Source organism: Pseudomonas kurunegalensis, from assembly GCF_030291635.1.
Taxonomy (GTDB): Bacteria; Pseudomonadota; Gammaproteobacteria; order Pseudomonadales; family Pseudomonadaceae; genus Aquipseudomonas; species Aquipseudomonas monteilii.
The window spans coordinates 4334471-4356754 of sequence record NZ_CP127871.1; the positions used below are offsets into that span (position 1 = coordinate 4334471).

Genomic DNA, 22284 nt, shown 5'->3' on the forward strand with positions numbered 1-22284 from the left:
CACAGTTTCCTACAGACGGCCATAGACTCCGGTGCACTGCTGCTCTTTCCGGGGACCGCCCTCATGCTCGACGACCTACGTTGGGATACCGACCTGATCCGCCGCTACGATCTGGCCGGACCACGCTACACCTCTTACCCGACCGCCGTGCAACTGCACAGCGAGGTGGGCTCGTTCGACCTGCTCCACGCCCTGCGCGAGAGCCGTCGAGCCGTGCGCCCGCTGTCGCTGTACGTGCATGTGCCGTTCTGCGCCAACATCTGCTACTACTGCGCCTGCAACAAGGTCATCACCAAGGACCGCGCCCGCGCTGCGCCCTATTTGCAGCGCCTGGAGCAGGAAATCCAGCTGATCGCCTGCCACCTGGCCCCTAAACAACGTGTTGAACAGCTGCATTTCGGCGGCGGCACGCCGACCTTTCTCAGCCATGTGGAACTGCGTCAGCTGATGGCCACCCTGCGCCAGCACTTCCACCTGCTGGACGACGATTCTGGCGACTACGGCATCGAAATCGACCCCCGCGAAGCCGACTGGTCGACCATGGGCCTGCTGCGCGAGCTGGGTTTCAACCGCGTCAGCCTGGGCGTGCAGGACCTTGACCCGGCCGTGCAGCGTGCGGTCAACCGCCTGCAAAGCCTTGAGCAAACCCGTACCTTGATCGAAGCTGCACGCACGTTGCAGTTCCGCTCGATCAACCTCGACCTGATCTACGGCCTGCCCAAGCAAACCCCGGAAGGCTTTGCCCGCACCGTCGAAGAGGTGATCCGCTTGCAGCCCGACCGGCTGTCGGTGTTCAACTACGCCCACCTGCCCGAGCGCTTCATGCCGCAGCGGCGTATCGACAATAACGACCTGCCCAGCGCGGCGGCCAAGCTGGAGATGCTGCACGCCACCATCGACCAACTGACCGCCGCCGGTTACCGCTACATCGGCATGGACCACTTCGCCCTGCCCGACGACGAGCTGGCCATTGCCCAGGAAGAAGGCACCCTGCAGCGCAACTTCCAGGGCTACACCACCCACGGGCACTGCGACCTGATTGGCCTGGGCGTGTCGGCCATCAGCCAGATCGGCGACCTGTACTGCCAGAACAGCAGCGACCTCAACACCTACCAGGACAGCCTGTCCAACGCCCAGCTGGCCACCCAGCGCGGCCTGCTGTGCAACCACGACGACCGTATCCGCCGGGCCGTGATCCAGCAGCTGATCTGCCATTTCGAGCTGGACTTCGAGCCGATCGAGCAGGCCTTCACTATCGATTTTCGCGGCTACTTCAACGACCTCTGGCCCGAGCTGCTGACCTTGCAGCGCGACGGCCTGATCAGCCTGGACGACAAAGGCATCCGCATCTTGCCGGCGGGCCGCTTGCTGGCACGCTCAGTGTGCATGGTGTTCGACGCCTACCTGGCCATGCAAAACCGCCAGCGCTTCTCGCGGGTGATCTGAAAACCGAGGCGTTCAACCGCATGGACAAGTTTCCTTGCCGGGCACACTATGGGCACACAAGGACTCCCGGCAGGGCACCTGCCGGGGTTTCGCCAGTGCGCACCAAAAACGCGCACACTGGCCTACACCCTGTGTCGTAGGTTACCCTTACGACTTATGTGTGCTTTCCCACAAGGATCGATTCAAATGTCCGAGCCAGTCAAACTGCGCCCACACAACCAGGCCCACTGCAAGGACTGCAGCCTGGCCCCCCTGTGCCTGCCTCTTTCGCTTAACCTGGAAGACATGGATGCACTGGATGAAATCGTCAAACGCGGCCGCCCGCTGAAAAAAGGCGAGTTCCTGTTCCGCCAGGGTGACAATTTCGGCTCGGTCTATGCGGTACGTTCCGGCGCCCTGAAAACCTTCAGCCTCAGCGACAGCGGCGAAGAGCAGATTACCGGCTTCCACCTGCCCAGCGAGCTGGTCGGGCTGTCGGGCATGGACACCGAGGCCTACCCGGTATCGGCGCAGGCTCAGGAAACCACTTCCGTGTGCGAGATTCCCTTCGAGCGCCTCGACGAGCTGTCGGTACAGCTGCCGCAGCTACGCCGCCAGCTGATGCGGGTCATGAGCCGGGAAATCCGCGACGACCAGCAAATGATGCTGCTTCTGTCGAAAAAAACCGCCGACGAGCGCATTGCCACCTTCCTGGTCAACCTGTCGGCACGTTTCCGCGCCCGCGGCTATTCGGCCAACCAGTTCCGCCTGAGCATGTCGCGCAACGAAATCGGTAACTACCTTGGCCTGGCGGTGGAAACCGTTTCGCGGGTGTTCACCCGCTTCCAGCAGAATGGCCTGATCCGCGCCGAAGGCAAGGAAGTGCACATTCTCGACCCGATCCAGCTGTGTGCGCTGGCCGGTGGTGCAATCGAGGCCTGAGGCCAGCGTTTAGCGGGTATACTTGGGCATTCGTTTTCCCAGGATACCCGCAACAATGCACAGCGACACCTTCGACCTCAAAGCCCTCATCCGCCCGGTAGTGGACTTCCCCAAGCCAGGCGTGATCTTCCGCGACATTACCCCTCTGTTCCAGTCGCCGCGCGGGCTGCGCTATGTGGCCGACCAGTTCATCGAGCGCTATGTCGAGGCCGAGTTCAGCCACATTGGTGCCATGGATGCGCGGGGCTTTCTGATTGGTTCGATCATCGCCCACCAGCTGAACAAGCCGCTGATCCTGTTCCGCAAGCAAGGCAAACTGCCGGCTGACGTGCTGAGCGAGGGCTACCAGACCGAGTACGGCGAGGCCTTCCTGGAAGTGCACGCCGACAGCCTATGCGAAGGTGATTCGGTGCTGATCTTCGATGACCTGATTGCCACGGGCGGAACGCTGCTGGCGGCGGCCAACCTGGTACGTCGTACCGGGGCGCAGGTGTTCGAGGCGGCGGCGATCATTGACCTGCCAGAGCTGGACGGGTCGCGCCGGTTGCAGGCGGCGGGTGTGCCTACCTTCTGCCTGACCGAGTTTTCCCTCAGCGAATACTGAGTTGGCTTCCGGGGCTGCTTCTCAGCCCCGGCAATTCTGAATCAGAACGAAATCGGCCGACGTCCCGCAAAAGCGTGGGCCAAGGTACCACCATCTACCATCTCCAGCTCACCACCCAGCGGCACCCCATGGGCAATCCGCGAAGCCACCAACCCCTTCTCGCTCAGCAACTGCGCAATGTAATGCGCTGTCGCCTCCCCCTCCACCGTCGGGTTGGTCGCCAGGATCACCTCGGTAAACGTGCCCTGCTCCTCGATCCGCGCCATCAGCTGTGGAATGCCAATCGCCTCCGGACCCAGGCCGTCCAGCGGCGACAGGTGGCCCTTGAGCACGAAGTAACGGCCACGGTAGCCGGTCTGCTCCACTGCATACACATCGGTCGGCCCCTCGACCACGCACAGCTGGGTGTCATCACGGCGTGTGTCGGCGCATTGCGGGCAGAGCTCCTGCTCGGTCAGGGTACGGCACTGACGGCAATGGCCTACACCTTCCATGGCCTGGGTCAACGCTTGGGCCAGGCGCAGCCCGCCACTGCGGTCGCGCTCGAGCAGTTGCAGGGCCATGCGCTGGGCGGTTTTCTGGCCGACACCGGGCAGAATACGCAGGCCGTCGATCAGTTGGCGGATGAGGGGGCTGAAGCTCATGAGAAAGGCCTGACAATTCAATAAGAGGCGGTTTATACCCAGCGAGGGCAGTGGCGTCAAATCAGTAGACCGCGCCCTGGCTGAAATCTTTGCAAAAAAAACCACCGCTGGATTCAGCGGCGGTTTTCGGTATTGCAATGCCCTTAGAATGGCATCTTGAAGCCCGGCGGCAGTTGCATGCCAGCCGTCATGCCGCCCATCTTTTCCTGGCTGCTCTGCTCAACCTTGCGCACCGCATCGTTCAGCGCGGCGGCGATCAGGTCTTCCAGCACTTCCTTGTCGTCCTCGTCGGTCGACATCAGGCTCTGGTCGATGCTGACACGCTTGACGTCGTGACGACCGGTCATCACCACGCTCACCAGGCCACCACCGGACTGGCCGGTGACTTCAGCGTTGGCCAGCTCTTCCTGCATCTTCTGCATCTTTTCCTGCATCTGCTGGGCCTGCTTCATCAGGCCGGCCATGCCACCTTTCATCATGGGGGTATACCTCGATTGGGTCATGTGATGCGGCCCGGCGCAGGGCCGGCCGCATGGTTATCCGTTACTGGCCCTGATTGGCCAGGGCCTCTACAGGCTCAATAGTATCCTGCCGCACCTTGGCACCGAACAACTTGATCATCTGCTGGATCAACGGATCCTGCTCGATCGAGGTGACCGCGTCCTGCTGGCGCTCGGCGCGTTTGCGCGCGGCGGCCTGGGCCGGGGTTTCCTGCTCGGGCAGAATCAGCTCGATGCGCAGGTTCAGCGTGCGCCCCAGGTGCTGGTTGAGCGCTTCGTTCAGGCGTCGCTGCTGGGTGGCGTTGAACAACGCACCTTGGCCAGGGTCCAGGTGCAGCAGCCAGTCGTCGCCTTCTGCACTGATCAGCGTACAGTTTGCCGCGATGTTGCCTGTCATCCCGGACACAGGCAACTGCGGGAATAATTCGAGCCATTGCAGGGCCAGGCCGGTGGCCGGCTTGGCCGCTGGCAGCGGCTGGGCTACCGGCTTGGGCGCTTCCTCCTGGATGTGCTCGGCCAGTTCGTCCAGATAACTGAAACCGACCGGGTCGCTTTCACCGCCGTAATAGTCTTCGTCCAGGGGTGGCTCATCGTCCCGGTCCATGCCTACGGCGGAGTAGGCGGACGGGTCGAAAGGCGGTTCATCATCATGGGCCGGGGCGGCCTGCTGGACTGGAACTGCGGGCGCAGCGGGCACTGGCTCAGGCTCAGGTTGCGCCACTACCGCTGCCGGCGGTGCTGCGGGCTCTTCCCATGGCAGGTCGATCACCTCTACCGCTGGCTCGGGTTCGGGTTCGGGCTCAACCGCAGGAACAGGCTCAGGCTCAACGGTCGCAGCAGGTTCGGCCGCAGGCTGAGGCGGCGGCTCGACTGGCGCGGGGGCCTGAACGGGTGGCGCAGCAGGTTCTACCACAACCGTTGGCGGCGCCACGGCAACTGCCGGCGCTGCCACTGGTTTTGCAGAATCAGCTGTGGCCTGGCTGATCCCCGCTGGCTTTAGCACCGGTTTCGGCGCGTCATCGGTATCAGCCGGGCGGAACGCCAGCATGCGCAGCAGCACCATTTCGAAGCCGCCGCGCGGGTCCGGGGCCAACGGCAGGTCTCGGCGGCCGATCAGGCCCATCTGGTAATAGAACTGCACGTCTTCGGCCGGCAGCGCCGAGGCCAGCGCCAGCACCCGCTCGCGATCGCCCTGGCCGTTGTCCACGGCTTCGGGCAGCGCCTGGGCAATGGCCACGCGGTGCAGCACATTGAGCATCTCGGCCAACACGCCCGCCCAGTCCGGCCCTTGCTCGGCCAGGTTGCGCACGGCCTCCAGCAACGCCCGGGCATCGCCTTCCAGCAAGGCCTGCAGCACGCCGTAGACCTGACCATGATCCAGGCTGCCAAGCATCGCCCGCACATCAGCAGCCAGCACTTTGCCTTCGCCAAAGGCGATGGCCTGGTCGGTCAGGCTCATGGCATCACGCATCGAGCCATCGGCAGCACGGCCCAGCAGCCACAGGGCATCTGGCTCGAACGGCACGTTCTCCGCTTCCAGCACGTGGCTGAGGTGCTCGACCACCCGCTCCGGACTCATGTTCTTCAGCGAGAACTGCAGGCAGCGCGACAGGATGGTGGCCGGCAGTTTCTGAGGGTCGGTGGTGGCGAGGATGAACTTGACGTAGGGCGGCGGCTCTTCCAGCGTCTTGAGCAAGGCGTTGAAGGAGTGCGTAGAGAGCATGTGCACTTCGTCGATCAGGTAGACCTTGAAGCGCCCACGGCTCGGGGCGTACTGCACGTTGTCGAGCAGTTCGCGGGTGTCCTCGACCTTGGTACGGCTGGCGGCGTCGATTTCGATCAGGTCGACGAAACGGCCTTCGTCGATCTCCCGGCACACCGAACAGGTGCCGCACGGCGTGGAGGTGATGCCGGTTTCGCAGTTAAGGCACTTGGCGATGATACGGGCGATGGTCGTCTTGCCCACGCCACGGGTACCGGTGAACAGGTAGGCGTGGTGCAGGCGCTGGTTGTCCAAGGCATTGATCAAGGCCTTGAGCACATGGGCCTGGCCGACCATTTCGCGGAACGAGCGCGGACGCCATTTACGTGCAAGAACCTGATAACTCATCGAAAAACCATCGTAGCCTGATAGAGCGGAAGAGCGCTAATGCTAGCGGAGCGGGGGCAAAATTGCACCCTGCGCGAGTCGTCTAAGCTTTGAGGCAGGCGCGTTGTTCAGGGAGGATACGCCTTTGCGAAGACTGCTGGCCCTGCTACTGCTCTGGAGCACCTACAGCCTGGCGGATCAGCCCGTGCTGCGCTTCTCCGTCGCAGAGAGCTGGAGCATGCCGCTGATGCGCATCGAAGGTGGCCAGCCGGTGGAAGGCCTGCTGTACGACCTGATGCAGGCTGCAGCCAAGGAAGTGGGTGCGCGCCCCGAGTACCACGTCATGGCTCGCCTGCGCCTGGAAGAGGCCATCAGCAACGGCGATATCGATGTGCGCTGCTATGTCAGTACCCAGTGGATCACCGACCGGCCGGGGAATTTTGTCTGGAGTATCCCGCTGATACACCAGCGTGACGTGCTGGTGGGGCGCGTCAGCGACAGCACCCCAATGCCCCCGGAGCAACTGCCACCCCAGGCTATCGGCACGGTACTCGGCTACACCTACTCGACCCTGCAACCGCTGCTGGATCAGGGCCAGTTGCGCCGTGAAGACAGCCGCAGCCAGTTGCTGGTGCTGCAGAAACTGCATGCGGGGCGGTACCGGCATGCAGTGACCAATCAACTGTCTTTGCAGTGGTTTAACCAAGGGTTGCCAGCTGATCAGCAGTTGCAGGTGCTGGCGGTACTGGAGGAACAGGATCTGGGGTGCATGGTGCGTAGCGATCCGGGGATACCGACCCAAGGGCTGCTGCGGGCGCTGGTGCGGCTGAAGCAGTCGGGGGAGATCGAGCGGATTGTGCAGCGGTATGGAGGGGCGGGCTACCAGGAGCCCATGTCTGTGGCTCGCCCCTGACTGCTTTCCACCTGACATTGCCCCCTGCGGGACTCAGTAGCGAGGAAAATGCGCTTGAGGGCAAATGGACTACAGCATCCATTGGAAGACGGCGATTCCACCCTCCCCCCCGATTGCACATAGTCAGAACCCGACAAAGGCACATTCACCCTCACTCGAAAAGACAACCCGATGATTCAGGATGATCGTGAACACCTCGAACTTGAGAAGTTACAAAATGAAGGCCGCAAGCTAAGGGCCGAGACACAGAAATTTGTAGCAGAAGCGCGTAAGCTCAGGGAGGAGGCGTTCTGGTATCCAATCGCAACGGGCTCTGCAGTAGTCACAACCATCGTTGGCATCATGGCACTGGCCAGCAAGCTCTGAGCTTCGATCAATACAGTCACAAGGAGTAGCAAATGCACCGTGCCACCCAAGATCACACCAGAAGCGCGCTGACTGAAGCGGAAGCCTTCGCCGAAGAAATGCGAAACCTCAGAGCGTCCTCGCCCTGGACAGGTGTGATCCTGTTTTACCTCGGTGCAATCTCTACTGGGGTACTGCTGATAGCAGGCATGCTGATCGTACGCTCGCTCTGACCGAGCGCCCTACTCTCATACCAACACCAGCAAACCCGCACTCAAGAACATCCCCACGCCAAACACAAGGTGCGTGGCCAGGCTCTTAAGACAGTTTTGCGCAGGCTTCGGCGTCCTGGACGCAAAGAACCCCGCCCCCATCGCCGGCTGCATGAAGCACAACGGTGCCACGACCGTACCCACGCCAACAACTGCTGCAGGTAACAAAGTAGGCGACAGCAACCAGCCCTCCCCTACGATGACAACCAGCAGCATTGCGAACAGCACACCGATGGCGTAATGAATCCCCCCCCCCAACGCAAGCTCATGCCGCACCGGCTCCGCCTTGGCAATTGCCTGGTGCCGTACACGCCCGCCCAGCAAATGCCCCGCCCAACGCCCGACCATGGCGAAATCAAGCGTGGCAACACCCAAGCGCCGCAGCAGCAGCCCCCACACGTCCATCACCACCGTGGCACCAATGCCAATCGGCAAGGCAGCAGAAAACATCGCAGTAATCGTCATTGAACAAGCCCTCGAAGATTGACGGTCATCACCATGACGCGCAGCATAGAAGTTGAAGTCAACTTCAAGTCAAGGGCCCGACATGGACATTGCCGACGTCGCCAAACGCACAGGCGTACCCGCCTCGACACTGCGTTACTACGAGAAGAAAGGCTTGCTCAAGTCACTCGCCGGGCGCGGCCAGCGGCGGCAGTTTGCAGCCGATGTGGCAGACCGTTTGGCGCTGATCGCCCTGGGGCAGGCTGCAGGCTTTTCACTGGATGAAGTGGGGGCGATGCTGGTGGACTTGCAAGTCGACCGGCAGATGCTGCTAGCCAAAGCAGATGCGCTGGACGCACGGATCAAACGGTTGCAAGCGATGAGCAAGGGTTTGCGGCATGCGGCGCAGTGCCCTGAAGAGGATCACCTGTGCTGCCCGAAATTTCAGCGCTTGATGAGGCTATCGGCAGCTGGCGTGCTGGGTGACAAACCGGCTTTGGCACCTAGACCAGGGAAGGCTTGAAAAAACGCGAAGCCAGCCACCGCCCCGTACTCAGGCAAACCACCAGCACGGCAACGCCCTCAACGCTTAGCAGCATTGCATCAATCCCTAGCTGAGAGATCAAACGGCTGACGACAAAGGGAAAGCCGAATACACCAATGAAATACGACAAGCTGAACAGCAGCAGCGCCTGCGCCGTAAGCCCGGCCGGTGCCTCGTTGGCGGCCAGCCCATTTATCACGGAGTAATTCAAGCCGTAGCCGACCCCCAGGAGCATGGCCGTGGCCAGGTAGCTTTCTGCGCTGTGCACCCATTGATGAAACCCCAGCACGGCCGTTGCCATGATCACGGTTAACACCCAAGAGGTCGCCAGCGGTGGTTGCTTCACAACCCAGCCGGCCAGCAGCAGCCTGCAAACAATTGCAGCGCCCATGAACCCGATGAAGAAAATGGAGTAGTCGAGCCCGAGGCGGGCGGCATAGCTGGTCTGAAAACTGCCCATGGTGCCGAAAATAGCCCCGCCCAGCCCCACCATCAGGATTGAGAGACCTGAGCGCGAACTCAGCACTTCAAGCGAGGAAGCCATACCTACTTGAACCCTTTCCGTAGGGCGCTGGCGTGCATGCGTCGAACCGAGCCAGGCGAAATAAACACCGGCCAACGCGGCAGCGCAGGCGGCTACCCAGAAGGCGAGCGTGGAAGGCAGGGCAACGAAAGCAGCGAGCTTGCCCAGCAATGGCCCGGTCCCGATGCCAGTCAGCATGCTGCCGGACAGCAGCGCAAAACTGTGGGTGCGTCGTGATGGCTCGACCATCTGGGCAACCATGATGGGGCCTACTGTGTAGAACAGCCCCCAGCCGATCCCGAGCATCAGGCCACAAGCCAGCAACGCGCCCCCCACGCTGGAGGCCAACGCGAAGCCGAGCGACGCAACGACCAGGCAGAGTGCCCCGACAGCAATCGCGCGAGCAGCACCGAGGCGCTGCAACAAATGCCCCGCCCCCACGACCGACAGCAACGTGCTCACCATCGCGACCGCGAACACCTGCCCTGCATCACGCTCACCGCCCCCTAGCGCCTCCACCCGCACCAGCAACAGGAATGTGGTGCCGTAGCTTATCGACAGCAGAAAGCAGGCCATGCAGAAAACAGTGAATCGCTGCAACCGAGGCAGGGCGTTGGACGATTTCATGGACGCAGTCCTTGCTGACAGGTCTTGCTTTCTACCACGGCAAGGCAAAAGCAAAGGCAAGCATTCGCTTGAGTTGAGATCGTCAAATAAGTAACTGAACGCCAAGCAGCACTGGCTGGAGGTGAAGGAAAACGCGACAGGCGAGGAGGCTTTGAGAATTCAAGGGCCTGAAATGGAGGCGGCCCCACCAGCCACACCCCGGCACTCGATGTTCCCGCTATGGCTGCTCCCTTCCGGGCCTGACCAGGTTAACGGGTAATCAATGCGGGGGGACCGATGGGGCCACCACTACATGCCTCGCTGAGCAGCGAGTGGCGCCATTGTACCGGTCTTGGGGGCAGATACAACCTCTAGCGGGAGAAAAAGTCATCATTTCTCAATGACTTGTCAGGACTGGGGCGGAACATGGCCGAATGATTTTGTGTAGGAGCGGCCTTGTGTCGCGATCGGGCCGCGAAGCGGCCCCAGCGATGCAGGTGGCGGAACCGAGATCGTGGGGCCGCTGTGCGGCCCGATCGCGACACAAGGCCGCTCCTACAGGGATCGCGCAAGCGCTTAGATAGTAATGCCCTGTTCGGCCAGGAAGGTGACAAAGGCATCTTCGTCCAACACCTTCACACCCAGCTCGGCAGCCTTGGCCAGCTTGGACCCCGCCCCTGGCCCGGCCACCACGCAGTGGGTCTTGCCAGACACCGAACCTGCCACCTTGGCCCCCAGGCTTTCCAGCTTGTCCTTGGCGATGTCGCGGTTCATGCGCTCCAGGGTGCCGGTGAGCACCCAGGTCTGGCCTGCCAGCGGCAAACCTTCGGCCACTTTCTTCTCGCTGGTCCAGTGCATGCCGAACGCCAGCAACTGCGCTTCGATGTCCCGCGCCAGCTTCTGGTTCGCTTCATCCTTGAAGAACTCACGCACGGCATCCGCCTGCTTGGCCGCAAGGGCCTGGCGCAGGTCGATGCCGTCGGCGGCGATGATCTTGTCCAGGGTGTCGAGCTTGGCCACCAGCTTTTCGGCACCGGTCGGGCCGACCGAGGCAATGTCGAGCTTGGCAATGATGCCCGCCAGGGTGGTACTGGCAGCGAATTCGGCAGCCAGTTCGCCTTCGTCCTGAAGTTGCATGCCGCTGGCCAGAAGCTGCTCAATCACCTTCTGGTTGTGCTCGTCTTCAAAGAAGTTGTGGATCTCGTACGCAACCTCCAGGCCGATGTCCGGCAGGTAGGTGAGCACCTGCGGCAATGCCTGCTGCACGCGCGCCAGGCTGCCCAGCGAGCGGGCCAGCACCTTGGCAGTCTCTTCGCCTACATCCGGAATGCCCAAGGCATAGATGAAACGCGCCAAGGCCGGGCGCTTGCTGGCCTCGATGGCATCCAGCAGCTTCTTGCTGGACACTTCGGCGAAACCTTCCAGGCCAACGATCTGGTCGAATTCCAGCTTGTACAGGTCTGCCGGCGAGCCGATCAGGCCTTCGTCCACCAGTTGCTCGACACTCTTCTCGCCAAGCCCATCGATGTCCATGGCACGGCGCGACACGTAGTGGATGATCGCCTGCTTGAGCTGGGCGCCACAGGCCAGGCGGCCAACGCAGCGGTACACCGCGCCTTCGCTGGTGGTTTCCTTGCCCTTGCTGCGTTTGACCAGTTGAGTACGCTCGACCTGCGAGCCACACACCGGGCACGCACTCGGCACTTCGACCGGGCGGGCATCTTCCGGGCGACGCTCCAGCACCACCTGCATCACCTGCGGGATCACGTCACCGGCACGGCGGATGATTACCGTGTCACCGATGCGCAGGCCCAGGCGGGCGATTTCGTCCATGTTGTGCAAGGTGGCGTTGGACACGGTCACACCCGCAACCTTGACCGGCTTCAGGCGCGCGACAGGCGTTACCGCCCCCGTGCGACCAACCTGGAATTCGACGTCCAGCACCTCGGTCAGCTCTTCCATGGCCGGGAACTTGTGGGCAATCGCCCAGCGTGGCTCACGCGCACGGAAGCCCAACTCGCGCTGGGCGGCCAGGCTGTTGACCTTGAATACGACACCATCGATTTCATACGGCAGGCTGTTACGTCGCTCGCCGATGTCGCGGTAGTAGGCCAGGCATTCTTCGATGCCTGCCGCATGCTTGAGCTCGCGACTGATCGGCATCCCCCAGGCTTTGAGCTGCTCAAGGATGCCGATATGGCTGTCGCCGATGCTTTCAGACACCTGACCAACGCCATAGCAGCAGAACTCCAGCGGGCGGCTGGCGGTGATTTTCGAATCAAGCTGGCGCAGGCTACCGGCGGCGGCGTTGCGCGGGTTGGCGAACGTCTTGCCACCGGCTTCGGCCTGGGCGGCATTGAGCCGGTCGAAACCGGCCTTGCTCATGTACACCTCGCCGCGCACCTCCAACACCGCCGGCCAGCCCTCACCCTGCAGCTTGAGCGGAATGTTGCGCACGGTGCGCACGTTGGCGCTGATGTCTTCGCCGGTGGTGCCATCGCCGCGGGTAGCGCCCTGCACCAGCTGGCCATCGCGGTACAGCAGGCTCACGGCCAGGCCGTCGAGCTTGGGTTCACAGCTGAAGTCGACCGCGCCGGGCTGATCGAGGCCTTCTACAACGCGGCGGCCGAACTCACGCAGGTCGGTTTCTTCGAAGGCGTTACCCAGGCTGAGCATAGGGACTTCATGGCGCACCTGGCTAAAGGCGGCCAAGGCAGCGCCGCCGACGCGCTGGGTGGGCGAGTCGGGTGTGACAAGGTGCGGGTGCTCGGCTTCAAGCGCCTTCAGCTCGTTGAACAGGCGGTCGTATTCGGCATCCGGCACGCTGGGCTCGTCGAGCACGTAGTAGCGGTAGTTGTGCTGGTCGAGCTCGGCACGCAGTTCGTGGATACGGGTTTCGGCGGTCATTTTCAGGTTCTCTTGCATAGCAAAAGAGCAGCCCTTGGCTGCTCTTGCGCTTGAAACAGGGTGGACAGAGGTCTGCCCACTTGGGCACATCAGCGCTTCTGGGTCAGCGCGCGGCGCTCGAACTCGACGATACGCTGGCGGTAGTGCTCAATCGTCTGGGCGGTCAGCACGCTGCGCTGGTCGTCCTTGAGCTCACCGTTCAGTTCGTGGGCCAGCTTGCGCGCCGCAGCCACCATCACGTCGAAGGCTTGCTTCGGATGACGCGGGCCCGGCAGGCCGAGGAAGAAGCTGACGGCACGGGTGCTGAAGTGGTCGATGTCGTCCAGGTCGAACACGCCAGGCTTGACCGCGTTGGCCATGGAGAACAGCACTTCGCCGTGACCGGCCATGCTCTCGTGGCGGTGGAAGATGTCCATTTCGCCGAAGCGCAGGCCGCTTTCCAGAATGTTCTGCAGCAGTGCCGGGCCCTTGAAGCCGCCCTCGTCGCGGGAGATCACGCTGATAACCAGCACTTCCTCGGCCGGCGGCAGGTCCTTCACGCTGCTGCTGGCAGGCGCCGCACCGCTGTTGCGGGTGTTGTCGGCGGCAAAGTCGTCGTCGCTTTCGGCGAACAGATCCGGCTCACGCGGCTCGGCGCTGAGGTTCAGGTCGCCCTGCTGTACGTCGGCGGCCGCACGCTTCCCGCGCTTGCCGGCCTTGACCGGCTTGGGCTCGCGCTCACGATCACGCGCAGAAGCGCTGAGCGACGGCAGGTCGCTTTCGTCTAGCTCAGGCTCCTTGTGGGTATCCAGCACCCGCGACGGGCCGAGCACTTCGGCACTGCCGCCTTCTTCGTCCGGCAGGTTGGAATAACTGCGATCCAGACGGAATTTCAACTTGCCTTTTCCGCCGCGCATGCGGCGCCAGCCGTCGAAAAGAATCCCGGCAATGACAATGATGCCGATGACGATCAGCCACTCGCGCAGACCGATTTCCATGTAATCCCGTGCCTCTATAAAAATATGCTTGAAAACAAAGGGTTCAAAGCCCTTTAACACGTGGCGCCAACTCTATGTTCTGACAGGCGTTTTACCCACGCAAAAAACGAGTGACATTAAGCTAGCACGACCAAAGACAACTTTACACCGTCTGTCGCACATGGCGGGGGCATTTCGCTACAGAATGTGCCCCCATCGTCGCGCATCACGCATCGACCATGGCCATGGCCGCCTCCACATCAACTGCAACAAGGCGTGAACATCCGGGTTCATGCATGGTCACCCCCATCAATTGATCCGCCATCTCCATGGCAATCTTGTTATGGGTGATGTAGATGAACTGCACGCTTTCACTCATTTCCTTGACCAGACGGGCGTAGCGCCCGACGTTGGCATCGTCCAGCGGCGCGTCGACTTCGTCGAGCATGCAGAACGGTGCGGGGTTCAACTTGAAAATGGCAAACACCAGCGCCAAAGCGGTCAGTGCCTTCTCGCCGCCGGACAGCAGATGGATGGTGCTGTTCTTCTTGCCCGGTGGCCGTGCCATGATCGTCACCCCTGTATCGAGTAGATCTTCGCCCGTCAGTTCCAGATAAGCGCTGCCACCCCCGAAAACTTTTGGGAAAAGTGCCTGTAATCCGGCATTTATCTGATCAAAGGTATCCTTGAAGCGGTTGCGGGTTTCCTTGTCGATCTTGCGGATGACGTTCTCCAGGGTCTCCAGGGCTTCGACCAGGTCGGCGTCTTGCGCGTCCAGATAGCGCTTGCGCTCGGACTGCTGCTCGTATTCTTCAATGGCCGCCAGGTTGATCGCACCCAAGCGCTGGATGCGTGCTTCAAGCTGCTCCAGCTCCTGCTCGGTACCCTGCTCGCTGGCCTCGGCCTCAAGGGTGGCGAGCACGCCTTGCAGGTCATAGCCATCGGCCAGCAGCTGCTCCTGCAAGGTTTTGCGCCGCACATCCAAACCTTGGCACTCAAGGCGCAACTGTTCCAGCTGGCCGCGCAACACCAGCGCTTGCTGCTCGGCCTGGGTGCGGCGTTTTTCGGCATCGCGCAGTTCGCGGTCGGCTTCGTCCATGTGCAGGCGGGCCTTGCGCATTTCCTCGTCGACGCTCATGCGCCGCTCCAGCAGCTCTTCCAGCTTCAGGCGCAGCTCTTCCTGCGGGGCCTCGCCCTCCTCCAGGTTCAGGCTCAGTTGCTCCTGGCGCTCGGTCAGGCGCGCGGCCTGCTGCTCCAGGCGTTCCAGAGCCTGACGGGTGGAGTCGTGCTGGGCGCGCAGCGAGCCCAAGCGCACGGCCAGCTGGTGGGCGTGGTCCTTGTGCTGACGGGCTTCCTGACGCACCCGATCGAGGCTTTCACGCAGCGTGTCGCGGCGCGCCATCAACTGCTCGCGCTGCTCGGTGTCCTGGGCCATCAGCTCCAGGGCTTCTTGCAGCAGCAGGCGTGATTCGCCCAGCTGCTCATGTTCCAGGGCACGCTGCTCTTCCAGCTCAGCCAATTCTTCCTGCAGGCGCCGGCGGCGCAATTCGACCTGCTCGGCGCGGGCACGGCTGGCCGACAGACTGGCATTCAGTTCACCATGCAGGCGGTTTTCTTCCTGGCTGCGGCGGCGCAGCTGTTCGCGCTGCTCTTCCAGGTCCAGCTGCTGCTCGCGCAGGGTTTGCAGTTGCTGTTCCAGTTGTTCCAGCGCCGCCGCCTGCTCCAGCTGCTCCTGACCTAACCGTTCGATTTCCTGGCCGCGTGCCAAAACCCCGCCTTCGGCCTCACCACCACGACGAACCCGCAGGAAATGCCGGCCAACCCAATAACCATCACGACTGACCAGGCTTTGCCCTTCAGCAAGGGCTGCACGCCGGGCCAGCGCCTCGGTCAGGTTTTCTACCGGTCTGACCTGGCCAAGCCAAGGCGCCAGGTCGATAGGGCCTTCAACTTTTTCCAGCAGGCTGCCGGGCAAGGATACGTTGTCAGCGCTGGCCAGAAGCAAGCGCAACTCGCCCTGCTCCAGGCCGGCAAAATCGAGCTTGCCGAAGTCGTCCACCAGTACGGCTTGCAGATCGGCGCCAAGCACCGTTTCCACGGCCAGCTCCCAGCCCGGCTCCACCCGCAGGCCTTCTGCAAGGCGCGGCTGCTGCTCCAGGCTTTGGCTTTGCAGCCAGTCAGCAGCACCTGCGCCCGGCTCCAGCGCGGCCTGCTGCAAAGCCTCCAGCGAAGCCAACCGGCCGCCCAGGCGCTGCAGGTCACCCTGCGCCTGTTGTTGTGCCTGGGTGGCCTGGTGCAACTGCTCGCGCACACCTTCCAGTCGCTCGACCACCTGCTCTTCGGACAGTTGCAGTTCTTCCAGCAGCATTTCGCTGCTGGCCAACTGCTCAGCCAGTTCGAGCATGGCGGCATCCTGCGGGTCGCTACCCAGTTGCTCACGCTCCTCGCCCAGCTTGCGCTGGCGTTCGCCCAGACGCTCCAGGCTGGCTTCCAGCTGCTGCAGGCGCGCCTGCTGCACCTCGGCCTGGCGGCGCGGCTCGGCGGAGCGGCTGTTGAAGCTGTCCCACTGCTCCTGCCAGCCGTGCATGCCCAGCTCGGCTTCTTCCAGCGTGGCGGCGGCTTCTTCGGCAGCGGCCAAGGTCAATTCCTGCTCGGGTTCGAGCATGGCCAGCTCTTCGCCAAGGGTGGCCAGCAAAGTGCGGTCATGGCCCAGGTGCGACTCAGTCTCCAAGCGCGTGCGCTCGGCTTCCTTGAAGTCGTCCTGCAACTGGCGCAGGCGCTGCTGGCCGTGCTGGATACTCTGCTCGACCCGGGCGATATCGCCGGCCACCGAATAGAACCGGCCCTGCACCTGGTTGAAGCGTTCGGACAGCTCGTGATGACCGTCGCGCAGGCGCTCGATGCTGGCATCGGCGTTGCGCTGCTCGGCCACCAGCGCCTCATGGGACACGTCCTGGTCGCCGATCACCGACTCACGCTGACGCACCCGTTCATCCAGGTCGCGCCAGCGCAAGGCCGACAGGCGCGCCTTCATCTGGCGCTCCTGGGCCTTGTACTCACGGTACTTCTCAGCTGCCTGGGCCTGGCGGTGCAGGCGTTCCAGCTGGCGCTCCAGCTCTTCGCGCAGGTCGGTCAGGCGCGCCAGGTTTTCCTGGGTGCGGCGGATGCGGTTTTCGGTTTCGCGGCGGCGTTCCTTGTACTTGGAAATGCCGGCGGCTTCCTCGATGAAGTTGCGCAGCTCCTCGGGCTTGGCCTCGATCAGCTTGGAGATCATGCCCTGCTCGATGATCGAGTAGCTGCGCGGCCCCAGGCCAGTACCCAGGAAGATATCGGTAATGTCGCGCCGGCGGCACTTGGTGCTGTTGAGGTAATAGCTGTTCTGACCGTCGCGGGTGACCTTGCGGCGGATCGAAATCTCGGCGTAGGCGGCGTATTCGCCGACCAAGGTGGTTTCGCTGTTGTCGAACACCAGCTCGATGCTGGCCTGGCTGACCGGTTTGCGGCCACTGGAGCCGTTGAAGATGACATCGGTCATCGACTCGCCGCGCAGGTTCTTCGCCGAACTCTCGCCCATCACCCAGCGCACTGCGTCGATGATGTTGGACTTGCCGCAGCCGTTGGGGCCGACCACCGCCGCCATGTTGCTGGGGAAGTTGACCGTGGTCGGGTCGACGAACGACTTGAACCCGGCCAGGCGAATGCACTTCAGGCGCATCGGTCAGCCTCGGGCCAGCGCCGCCAGCACCAGTTCGCAGCTGCGCTGGCCGTAGGCGGTGAGCACCTCGCGAATGCGCGGCAGGTCGCGGGCGACCACGGCTTCGAGCAGGCGGGCGAACAAGTCGAGGTAGTCGATCATGTTGGCCTGGCGCTGGTCCAGCGACAGGTAGTAGGCACGGCTCATGGCGGGCTGGAGGTTTTCCACGGTTTCCTGCAGGAACGGGTTGTCGGCGAACGGATAAGCCGCACGCATGACCGCAAAGCTGTCGGCGACGAAGGTCTTGATATCCAGTTGGTCATGGGCGCGCTGCAGGCGCTGCTGGATCTCCAGAAACGGGCGCAGGTCGGCTTCGGTGCGCCATTTTTGCGCAACCGCGTTGCCCAGCAGGATGTAGAACTCGCCCATCAACGAACACAGGCTGCGCACGCTGCGCTCGTCCAGCTCGGTTACATGGGCACCTCGGCGCGGCAAAATCGCCACCAGGTGGCGGCGCTCGAGGATCAGCAGCGCTTCGCGCACCGAGCCACGGCTGACGTTGAGCGCCTGGGTAACCTTCTGCTCCTGGATACGCTCGCCTGGCGCCAGCTCGCCGCGGATGATGCGTTCGGCCAGGTAATCGGCAATCTGCTCGGAGAGGCTGTCCGGGGCCTTGAACGTCATGGTTTTCCTTCAAAATCATTGAACTGGGCACAAGGGGCGGATTGTAGCGTACTTGGGCGGTAATCGCGCAGAGGGGCCAGGCGGTTTATTTGACCTGCCAGACAGCCGCGCGCCCGGCGCGATCTATGCTTGTTCCATAGGCAATGTGTTCGGCCGGGCGTAGACACGAGCAATTTCTTGACCTTTGAGTCAGAAAAATATTGACCTGCTAGACAGGTCTTGCTTAGAGTCCGCCCAACAACAATAAAACCATTGCGAGGCCATCCCCGTGATCCAGTTTCTCGTCAACCAGGAGTTGCGCAGCGAGCACGCCCTGGACCCGAACATGACGGTGCTGCAGTACCTGCGCGAGCACCTGGGCAAACCCGGCACCAAGGAGGGCTGCGCCAGTGGTGACTGCGGCGCCTGCACCGTGGTGGTCGGCGAACTGACCCAGGACGAACAGGGCAACGACAGCCTGCGTTATCGCAGCCTCAACTCGTGCCTGACGTTTGTCTCGTCGCTGCACGGCAAGCAATTGATCAGCGTTGAAGGCCTCAAGCATCAGGGCCAGCTGCACAGCGTGCAGCAAGCGATGGCCGATTGCCATGGTTCGCAATGCGGCTTCTGCACCCCCGGTTTCGTGATGTCGCTGTTCGCCCTGCAAAAGAACAGCAGCGGCCCCGACCTGCACCAGGCCCAGGAAGCCCTGGCCGGCAACCTGTGCCGCTGCACCGGCTATCGGCCGATTCTCGACGCTGCCGAGCAGAGCTGCCGCCAGCCCTGCCGCGACCAGTTCGATGCCCAGCAGGCGCAAACCATCAGCCGCCTCAAGGCCATTGCACCCACCCAGACCGGCGAACTGAACAGCGGCGACAAACGCTGCCTGGTGCCGCTGACCGTGGCCGACCTGGCCGACCTTTACAGCTCGCACCCCGAAGCCCGCCTGCTGGCCGGCGGTACCGACCTGGCGCTTGAAGTGACCCAGTTCCACAAGACACTGCCGGTGATGATCTACGTCGGCCACGTGGCCGAGCTCAAGCGCATCGAGAAAACCGCCAGCCACCTGGAAATCGGCGCCGCCACCCCGCTCACCGACTGCTACGGCGCGCTGAACGAGGAGTACCCAGACTTCGGTGCCTTGCTGCACCGGTTTGCCTCGCTGCAGATCCGCAATCAGGGCACCCTCGGAGGCAACATCGGCAACGCCTCGCCAATCGGCGACTCGCCACCCCTGCTGATCGCCCTGGATGCGCAGGTCGTCCTGCGCCAAGGCGAGCGTCAGCGGGTAATGCCACTGGAAGACTACTTTATCGATTACCGCATTACCGCCCGCCAGGACAGCGAGTTCATCGAGAAAATCATCGTGCCGCGTGCCACCCGCGACTGGGCGTTCCGCGCCTACAAGGTGTCCAAACGCCTGGACGATGACATCTCCGCCGTGTGCGGGGCGTTCAACCTGAGCATCGAAGACGGCGTGGTCAGCGGTGTGCGCATCGCCTTCGGCGGCATGGCGGCCATCCCCAAACGCGCCCGTGCCTGCGAGGCGGCGCTGCGTGGCAAGCCGTGGGACCAGGCCGCCATCGAGCGCGCCTGCCAGGCCCTGGCCGAGGACTTCACCCCGCTCAGCGACTTCCGCGCCAGCAAGGAATACCGCCTGCTGACCGCGCAAAACCTGCTGCGCAAGTACTTCATCGAACAGCAAACGCCGTACATCGAAACCCGGGTGACCGCTTATGTCTAACCATCACGTAGCCAAAAGCCAGGCCGAGATGGCCGAGCTGTTCAGCCAGGACCTGACCACCGGGGTCGGCCGCAGCGTCAAGCACGACAGCGCCGACAAGCATGTGTCCGGCGAGGCGCTGTACATCGACGACCGCCTGGAATTCCCCAACCAGTTGCACGTCTATGCGCGTACCGCCGACCGTGCCCATGCGCGTATCCTGCGCATCGACACCACGCCGTGCTACGCCTTCGAAGGCGTGCGCATCGCCATCACCCACGAAGACATCCCCGGCCTGAAAGACATCGGCCCGGTGGTGGCCGGCGACCCGCTGCTGGCCATCGACAAGGTCGAGTTCTTCGGCCAGCCGGTACTCGCCGTCGCAGCCCGCGACCTGGAAACCGCGCGCCGTGCAGCCATGGCCGCCATTGTCGAATATGAAGACCTGGAGCCGGTGCTGGACGTGGTCGATGCACTGCGCAAGAAGCACTTCGTGCTCGACAGCCACACCCACCAACGCGGCGATTCCGCTGCCGCGCTGGCCAGCGCCCCGCACCGCATTCAGGGCACCCTGCACATTGGTGGCCAGGAACACTTCTACCTGGAAACGCAGATTTCCTCGGTGATGCCCACCGAAGATGGCGGCATGATCGTCTACTGCTCCACACAGAACCCCACCGAAGTGCAGAAGCTGGTGGCCGAAGTGCTCGACGTGCCAATGAACAAGGTGGTACTGGACATGCGCCGCATGGGTGGCGGTTTTGGCGGCAAGGAAACCCAGGCTGCCAGCCCCGCGTGCCTGTGCGCGGTAGTGGCCCGCCTGACCGGCCAGCCCACCAAGATGCGCCTGCCGCGTGTCGAAGACATGACCATGACCGGCAAGCGCCACCCGTTCTATGTCGAATATGACGTGGGCTTTGACGACAACGGTCGCCTGCACGGCATCAACTTCGACCTGGCCGGCAACTGCGGTTACTCGCCCGACCTGTCCGGTTCGATCGTCGACCGCGCCATGTTCCACTCCGACAACGCCTACTACCTGGGCGATGCCACCGTGCATGGTCACCGCTGCAAGACCAACACTGCCTCCAACACTGCTTACCGCGGCTTTGGCGGCCCGCAGGGTATGGTCGCCATCGAGCAGGTAATGGACCATATCGCCCGCCACCTGGGCCGCGACCCGCTGGCGGTGCGCAAGGCCAACTACTACGGCAAGACCGAGCGCAACGTCACCCACTACTACCAGACCGTCGAGCACAACATGCTCGATGAGATGACTGCCGACCTGGAAGCCAGCAGCGACTACGCCGAGCGCCGTGAGTCGATCCGTCGCTTCAACGCCAACAGCCCGGTACTGAAGAAGGGCCTGGCGCTGACGCCGGTCAAGTTCGGCATCTCGTTCACTGCCACCTTCCTCAACCAGGCCGGGGCGCTGATCCACATCTATACCGACGGCAGCATCCACCTGAACCACGGCGGCACCGAGATGGGCCAGGGCCTGAACACCAAGGTTGCGCAGGTGGTGGCGCAGATCTTCCAGGTGGATTTCAGCCGCATCCAGATCACCGCCACCAACACCGACAAGGTGCCCAACACCTCGCCGACCGCAGCCTCCAGTGGCGCCGACCTGAACGGCAAGGCGGCGCAGAACGCTGCCGAAATCCTCAAGAAGCGCCTGACCGAGTTCGCGGCGCGGCATTACAACGTGACCGAGGAAGACGTCGAGTTCCGCAATGGCCATGTGCGTGTACGCGACCAGATCGTCAGCTTCGAGCAACTGGTGCAGCAGGCGTACTTCGCCCAGGTATCGCTGTCCAGCACCGGCTTCTACCGCACACCGAAGATCTTCTACGACCGCAGCCAGGCGCGCGGCCGGCCGTTCTACTACTTCGCTTTCGGCGCCGCCTGCGTGGAAGTGATCGTCGATACCCTGACCGGCGAATACAAGATGCTGCGCGCCGACATCCTGCACGACGTGGGCGACTCGCTGAACCCGGCCATCGACATCGGCCAGGTGGAAGGCGGCTTCATCCAGGGCATGGGCTGGCTGACCACCGAAGAACTGGTGTGGAACGCCAAGGGCAAGCTGATGACCAATGGCCCGGCCAGCTACAAGATCCCGGCGGTCGCCGACATGCCGCTGGACTTGCGGGTGAAGCTGGTGGAAAACCGCAAGAACCCCGAAGACACCGTGTTCCATTCCAAGGCCGTGGGCGAGCCGCCGTTCATGCTCGGTATTGCTGCCTGGTGCGCCATCAAGGATGCCGTGGCGAGCCTTGCCGATTACCGGGTACAGCCGAACATCGACGCGCCGGCGACACCGGAGCGGGTGCTGTGGGGCTGTGAGCAGATGCGCAAGGCGGTGGCCGCGACGCAGCCTGCCGAGCCGGAACTGGAAACCGTCACTCACTGACAACGCAAGGCCCTGTAGGAGCGGCCTTGTGTCGCGAAAGGGTCGCGAAGCGGCCCCAAGATCTTGGCTACTGCATA

At 62.8% G+C, this 22284-nt stretch carries 18 protein-coding genes and 1 other RNA gene; 9 read left to right on the forward strand and 10 right to left on the reverse strand.

Features of this window, described 5'->3' with window-relative positions:
* Nucleotides 1–63: 63 nt before the first annotated feature.
* The 3 genes from hemN (at nucleotide 64) to QQ992_RS19645 (ending at nucleotide 2971) form a co-directional block, all read left to right on the forward strand.
* Nucleotides 64–1446, forward strand: a complete 1383-nt coding sequence (gene hemN / locus QQ992_RS19635; protein ID WP_286110765.1) for an oxygen-independent coproporphyrinogen III oxidase — start codon at nucleotides 64–66, stop codon at nucleotides 1444–1446.
* Between the two features lie 186 nt (nucleotides 1447–1632).
* Nucleotides 1633–2367, forward strand: a complete 735-nt coding sequence (gene fnrA, locus QQ992_RS19640; RefSeq protein WP_016711709.1) for a Crp/Fnr family transcriptional regulator FnrA — start codon at nucleotides 1633–1635, stop codon at nucleotides 2365–2367.
* 55 nt (nucleotides 2368–2422) lie between these two features.
* Entirely contained in the window at nucleotides 2423–2971 is a 549-nt protein-coding gene (locus QQ992_RS19645; RefSeq protein ID WP_016711710.1) for an adenine phosphoribosyltransferase, read from the forward strand.
* Nucleotides 2972–3012: 41 nt separating this feature from the next.
* Here the strand turns inward: QQ992_RS19645 and recR are convergent, their stop codons facing one another.
* From recR to dnaX, 3 genes are all read right to left on the reverse strand, one after another.
* On the reverse strand, nucleotides 3013–3615 hold the full coding sequence (recR, locus tag QQ992_RS19650) for a recombination mediator RecR (protein ID WP_286110766.1): 603 nt from the start codon (nucleotides 3613–3615) through the stop codon (nucleotides 3013–3015).
* 143 nt (nucleotides 3616–3758) lie between these two features.
* Nucleotides 3759–4094, reverse strand: a complete 336-nt coding sequence (locus QQ992_RS19655; protein ID WP_003254305.1) for a YbaB/EbfC family nucleoid-associated protein — start codon at nucleotides 4092–4094, stop codon at nucleotides 3759–3761.
* Nucleotides 4095–4158: 64 nt separating this feature from the next.
* A complete protein-coding gene (gene dnaX, locus QQ992_RS19660) occupies nucleotides 4159–6225 on the reverse strand; it encodes a DNA polymerase III subunit gamma/tau (RefSeq protein WP_286110767.1) in 2067 nt (688 codons plus the stop codon).
* Nucleotides 6226–6349: 124 nt separating this feature from the next.
* On the opposite strand from dnaX, the gene QQ992_RS19665 reads away from it, so the two are divergent.
* From QQ992_RS19665 to QQ992_RS19675, 3 genes are all read left to right on the forward strand, one after another.
* Nucleotides 6350–7117: a substrate-binding periplasmic protein gene (locus QQ992_RS19665; RefSeq protein WP_286110768.1), complete on the forward strand. Its 768-nt coding sequence runs from the start codon at nucleotides 6350–6352 to the stop codon at nucleotides 7115–7117.
* A gap of 171 nt (nucleotides 7118–7288) precedes the next feature.
* Nucleotides 7289–7483 carry a hypothetical protein gene (locus tag QQ992_RS19670; RefSeq protein WP_286110769.1) on the forward strand — a complete coding sequence of 65 codons (195 nt, stop codon included), beginning with the start codon at nucleotides 7289–7291 and terminating at the stop codon, nucleotides 7481–7483.
* Nucleotides 7484–7515: 32 nt separating this feature from the next.
* The gene (locus QQ992_RS19675; protein WP_286110770.1) at nucleotides 7516–7695 is read left to right on the forward strand and encodes a hypothetical protein; all 180 of its coding nucleotides are present in this window, start codon (nucleotides 7516–7518) and stop codon (nucleotides 7693–7695) included.
* Nucleotides 7696–7710: 15 nt separating this feature from the next.
* On the opposite strand, the gene QQ992_RS19680 is transcribed toward QQ992_RS19675, so the two are convergent.
* Nucleotides 7711–8199 carry a DUF2938 domain-containing protein gene (locus tag QQ992_RS19680; RefSeq protein WP_286110771.1) on the reverse strand — a complete coding sequence of 163 codons (489 nt, stop codon included), beginning with the start codon at nucleotides 8197–8199 and terminating at the stop codon, nucleotides 7711–7713.
* 82 nt (nucleotides 8200–8281) lie between these two features.
* Here QQ992_RS19680 and QQ992_RS19685 point away from each other — a divergent pair, with 82 nt between their 5' ends.
* On the forward strand, nucleotides 8282–8701 hold the full coding sequence (locus tag QQ992_RS19685; RefSeq protein ID WP_286110772.1) for a helix-turn-helix domain-containing protein: 420 nt from the start codon (nucleotides 8282–8284) through the stop codon (nucleotides 8699–8701).
* Here the strand turns inward: QQ992_RS19685 and QQ992_RS19690 are convergent.
* The 6 genes from QQ992_RS19690 to QQ992_RS19715 all read right to left on the reverse strand — a co-directional run bounded on the left by QQ992_RS19690 (nucleotide 8682) and on the right by QQ992_RS19715 (nucleotide 18092).
* Nucleotides 8682–9872, reverse strand: coding sequence for an MFS transporter (locus tag QQ992_RS19690; RefSeq protein ID WP_286110773.1), 1191 nt, complete (start codon nucleotides 9870–9872; stop codon nucleotides 8682–8684). The genes QQ992_RS19685 and QQ992_RS19690 overlap by 20 nt on opposite strands.
* Nucleotides 9873–10054: 182 nt before the next feature.
* An RNA gene (gene ffs / locus QQ992_RS19695) (signal recognition particle sRNA small type) lies at nucleotides 10055–10151 on the reverse strand.
* Between the two features lie 276 nt (nucleotides 10152–10427).
* Entirely contained in the window at nucleotides 10428–12758 is a 2331-nt protein-coding gene (gene ligA, locus QQ992_RS19700; RefSeq protein WP_286110774.1) for an NAD-dependent DNA ligase LigA, read from the reverse strand.
* Nucleotides 12759–12847: 89 nt separating this feature from the next.
* Complete coding sequence (gene zipA, locus QQ992_RS19705) at nucleotides 12848–13735, reverse strand: cell division protein ZipA (RefSeq protein ID WP_105946152.1); 888 nt, start codon at nucleotides 13733–13735, stop codon at nucleotides 12848–12850.
* Between the two features lie 205 nt (nucleotides 13736–13940).
* Entirely contained in the window at nucleotides 13941–17429 is a 3489-nt protein-coding gene (gene smc, locus QQ992_RS19710) for a chromosome segregation protein SMC (RefSeq protein ID WP_286110775.1), read from the reverse strand.
* Between the two features lie 3 nt (nucleotides 17430–17432).
* The gene (locus QQ992_RS19715; protein ID WP_012273425.1) at nucleotides 17433–18092 is read right to left on the reverse strand and encodes a GntR family transcriptional regulator; all 660 of its coding nucleotides are present in this window, start codon (nucleotides 18090–18092) and stop codon (nucleotides 17433–17435) included.
* 268 nt (nucleotides 18093–18360) lie between these two features.
* On the opposite strand from QQ992_RS19715, the gene xdhA reads away from it, so the two are divergent.
* Nucleotides 18361–19815 (forward strand): xanthine dehydrogenase small subunit, encoded by a 1455-nt coding sequence (gene xdhA, locus QQ992_RS19720; RefSeq protein WP_286110776.1) that lies wholly within the window; start codon nucleotides 18361–18363, stop codon nucleotides 19813–19815.
* The gene (xdhB, locus tag QQ992_RS19725; protein ID WP_286110777.1) at nucleotides 19808–22207 is read left to right on the forward strand and encodes a xanthine dehydrogenase molybdopterin binding subunit; all 2400 of its coding nucleotides are present in this window, start codon (nucleotides 19808–19810) and stop codon (nucleotides 22205–22207) included. The genes xdhA and xdhB overlap by 8 nt, the downstream gene beginning before the upstream one ends.
* Nucleotides 22208–22284: the final 77 nt, after the last annotated feature.

What these genes read in the sequence shown, in the direction of transcription:
- hemN (WP_286110765.1), top strand. Translation starts at nt 64, where the DNA reads ATGCTCGACGACCTACGTTGGGATACCGACCTGATCCGCCGCTACGAT.
- fnrA (WP_016711709.1), top strand. Translation starts at nt 1,633, where the DNA reads ATGTCCGAGCCAGTCAAACTGCGCCCACACAACCAGGCCCACTGCAAG.
- QQ992_RS19645 (WP_016711710.1), top strand. Translation starts at nt 2,423, where the DNA reads ATGCACAGCGACACCTTCGACCTCAAAGCCCTCATCCGCCCGGTAGTG.
- recR (WP_286110766.1), bottom strand. Translation starts at nt 3,615, where the DNA reads ATGAGCTTCAGCCCCCTCATCCGCCAACTGATCGACGGCCTGCGTATT.
- QQ992_RS19655 (WP_003254305.1), bottom strand. Translation starts at nt 4,094, where the DNA reads ATGATGAAAGGTGGCATGGCCGGCCTGATGAAGCAGGCCCAGCAGATG.
- dnaX (WP_286110767.1), bottom strand. Translation starts at nt 6,225, where the DNA reads ATGAGTTATCAGGTTCTTGCACGTAAATGGCGTCCGCGCTCGTTCCGC.
- QQ992_RS19670 (WP_286110769.1), top strand. Translation starts at nt 7,289, where the DNA reads ATGATTCAGGATGATCGTGAACACCTCGAACTTGAGAAGTTACAAAAT.
- QQ992_RS19675 (WP_286110770.1), top strand. Translation starts at nt 7,516, where the DNA reads ATGCACCGTGCCACCCAAGATCACACCAGAAGCGCGCTGACTGAAGCG.
- QQ992_RS19680 (WP_286110771.1), bottom strand. Translation starts at nt 8,199, where the DNA reads ATGACGATTACTGCGATGTTTTCTGCTGCCTTGCCGATTGGCATTGGT.
- QQ992_RS19685 (WP_286110772.1), top strand. Translation starts at nt 8,282, where the DNA reads ATGGACATTGCCGACGTCGCCAAACGCACAGGCGTACCCGCCTCGACA.
- QQ992_RS19690 (WP_286110773.1), bottom strand. Translation starts at nt 9,872, where the DNA reads ATGAAATCGTCCAACGCCCTGCCTCGGTTGCAGCGATTCACTGTTTTC.
- ligA (WP_286110774.1), bottom strand. Translation starts at nt 12,758, where the DNA reads ATGACCGCCGAAACCCGTATCCACGAACTGCGTGCCGAGCTCGACCAG.
- zipA (WP_105946152.1), bottom strand. Translation starts at nt 13,735, where the DNA reads ATGGAAATCGGTCTGCGCGAGTGGCTGATCGTCATCGGCATCATTGTC.
- smc (WP_286110775.1), bottom strand. Translation starts at nt 17,429, where the DNA reads ATGCGCCTGAAGTGCATTCGCCTGGCCGGGTTCAAGTCGTTCGTCGAC.
- QQ992_RS19715 (WP_012273425.1), bottom strand. Translation starts at nt 18,092, where the DNA reads ATGACGTTCAAGGCCCCGGACAGCCTCTCCGAGCAGATTGCCGATTAC.
- xdhB (WP_286110777.1), top strand. Translation starts at nt 19,808, where the DNA reads ATGTCTAACCATCACGTAGCCAAAAGCCAGGCCGAGATGGCCGAGCTG.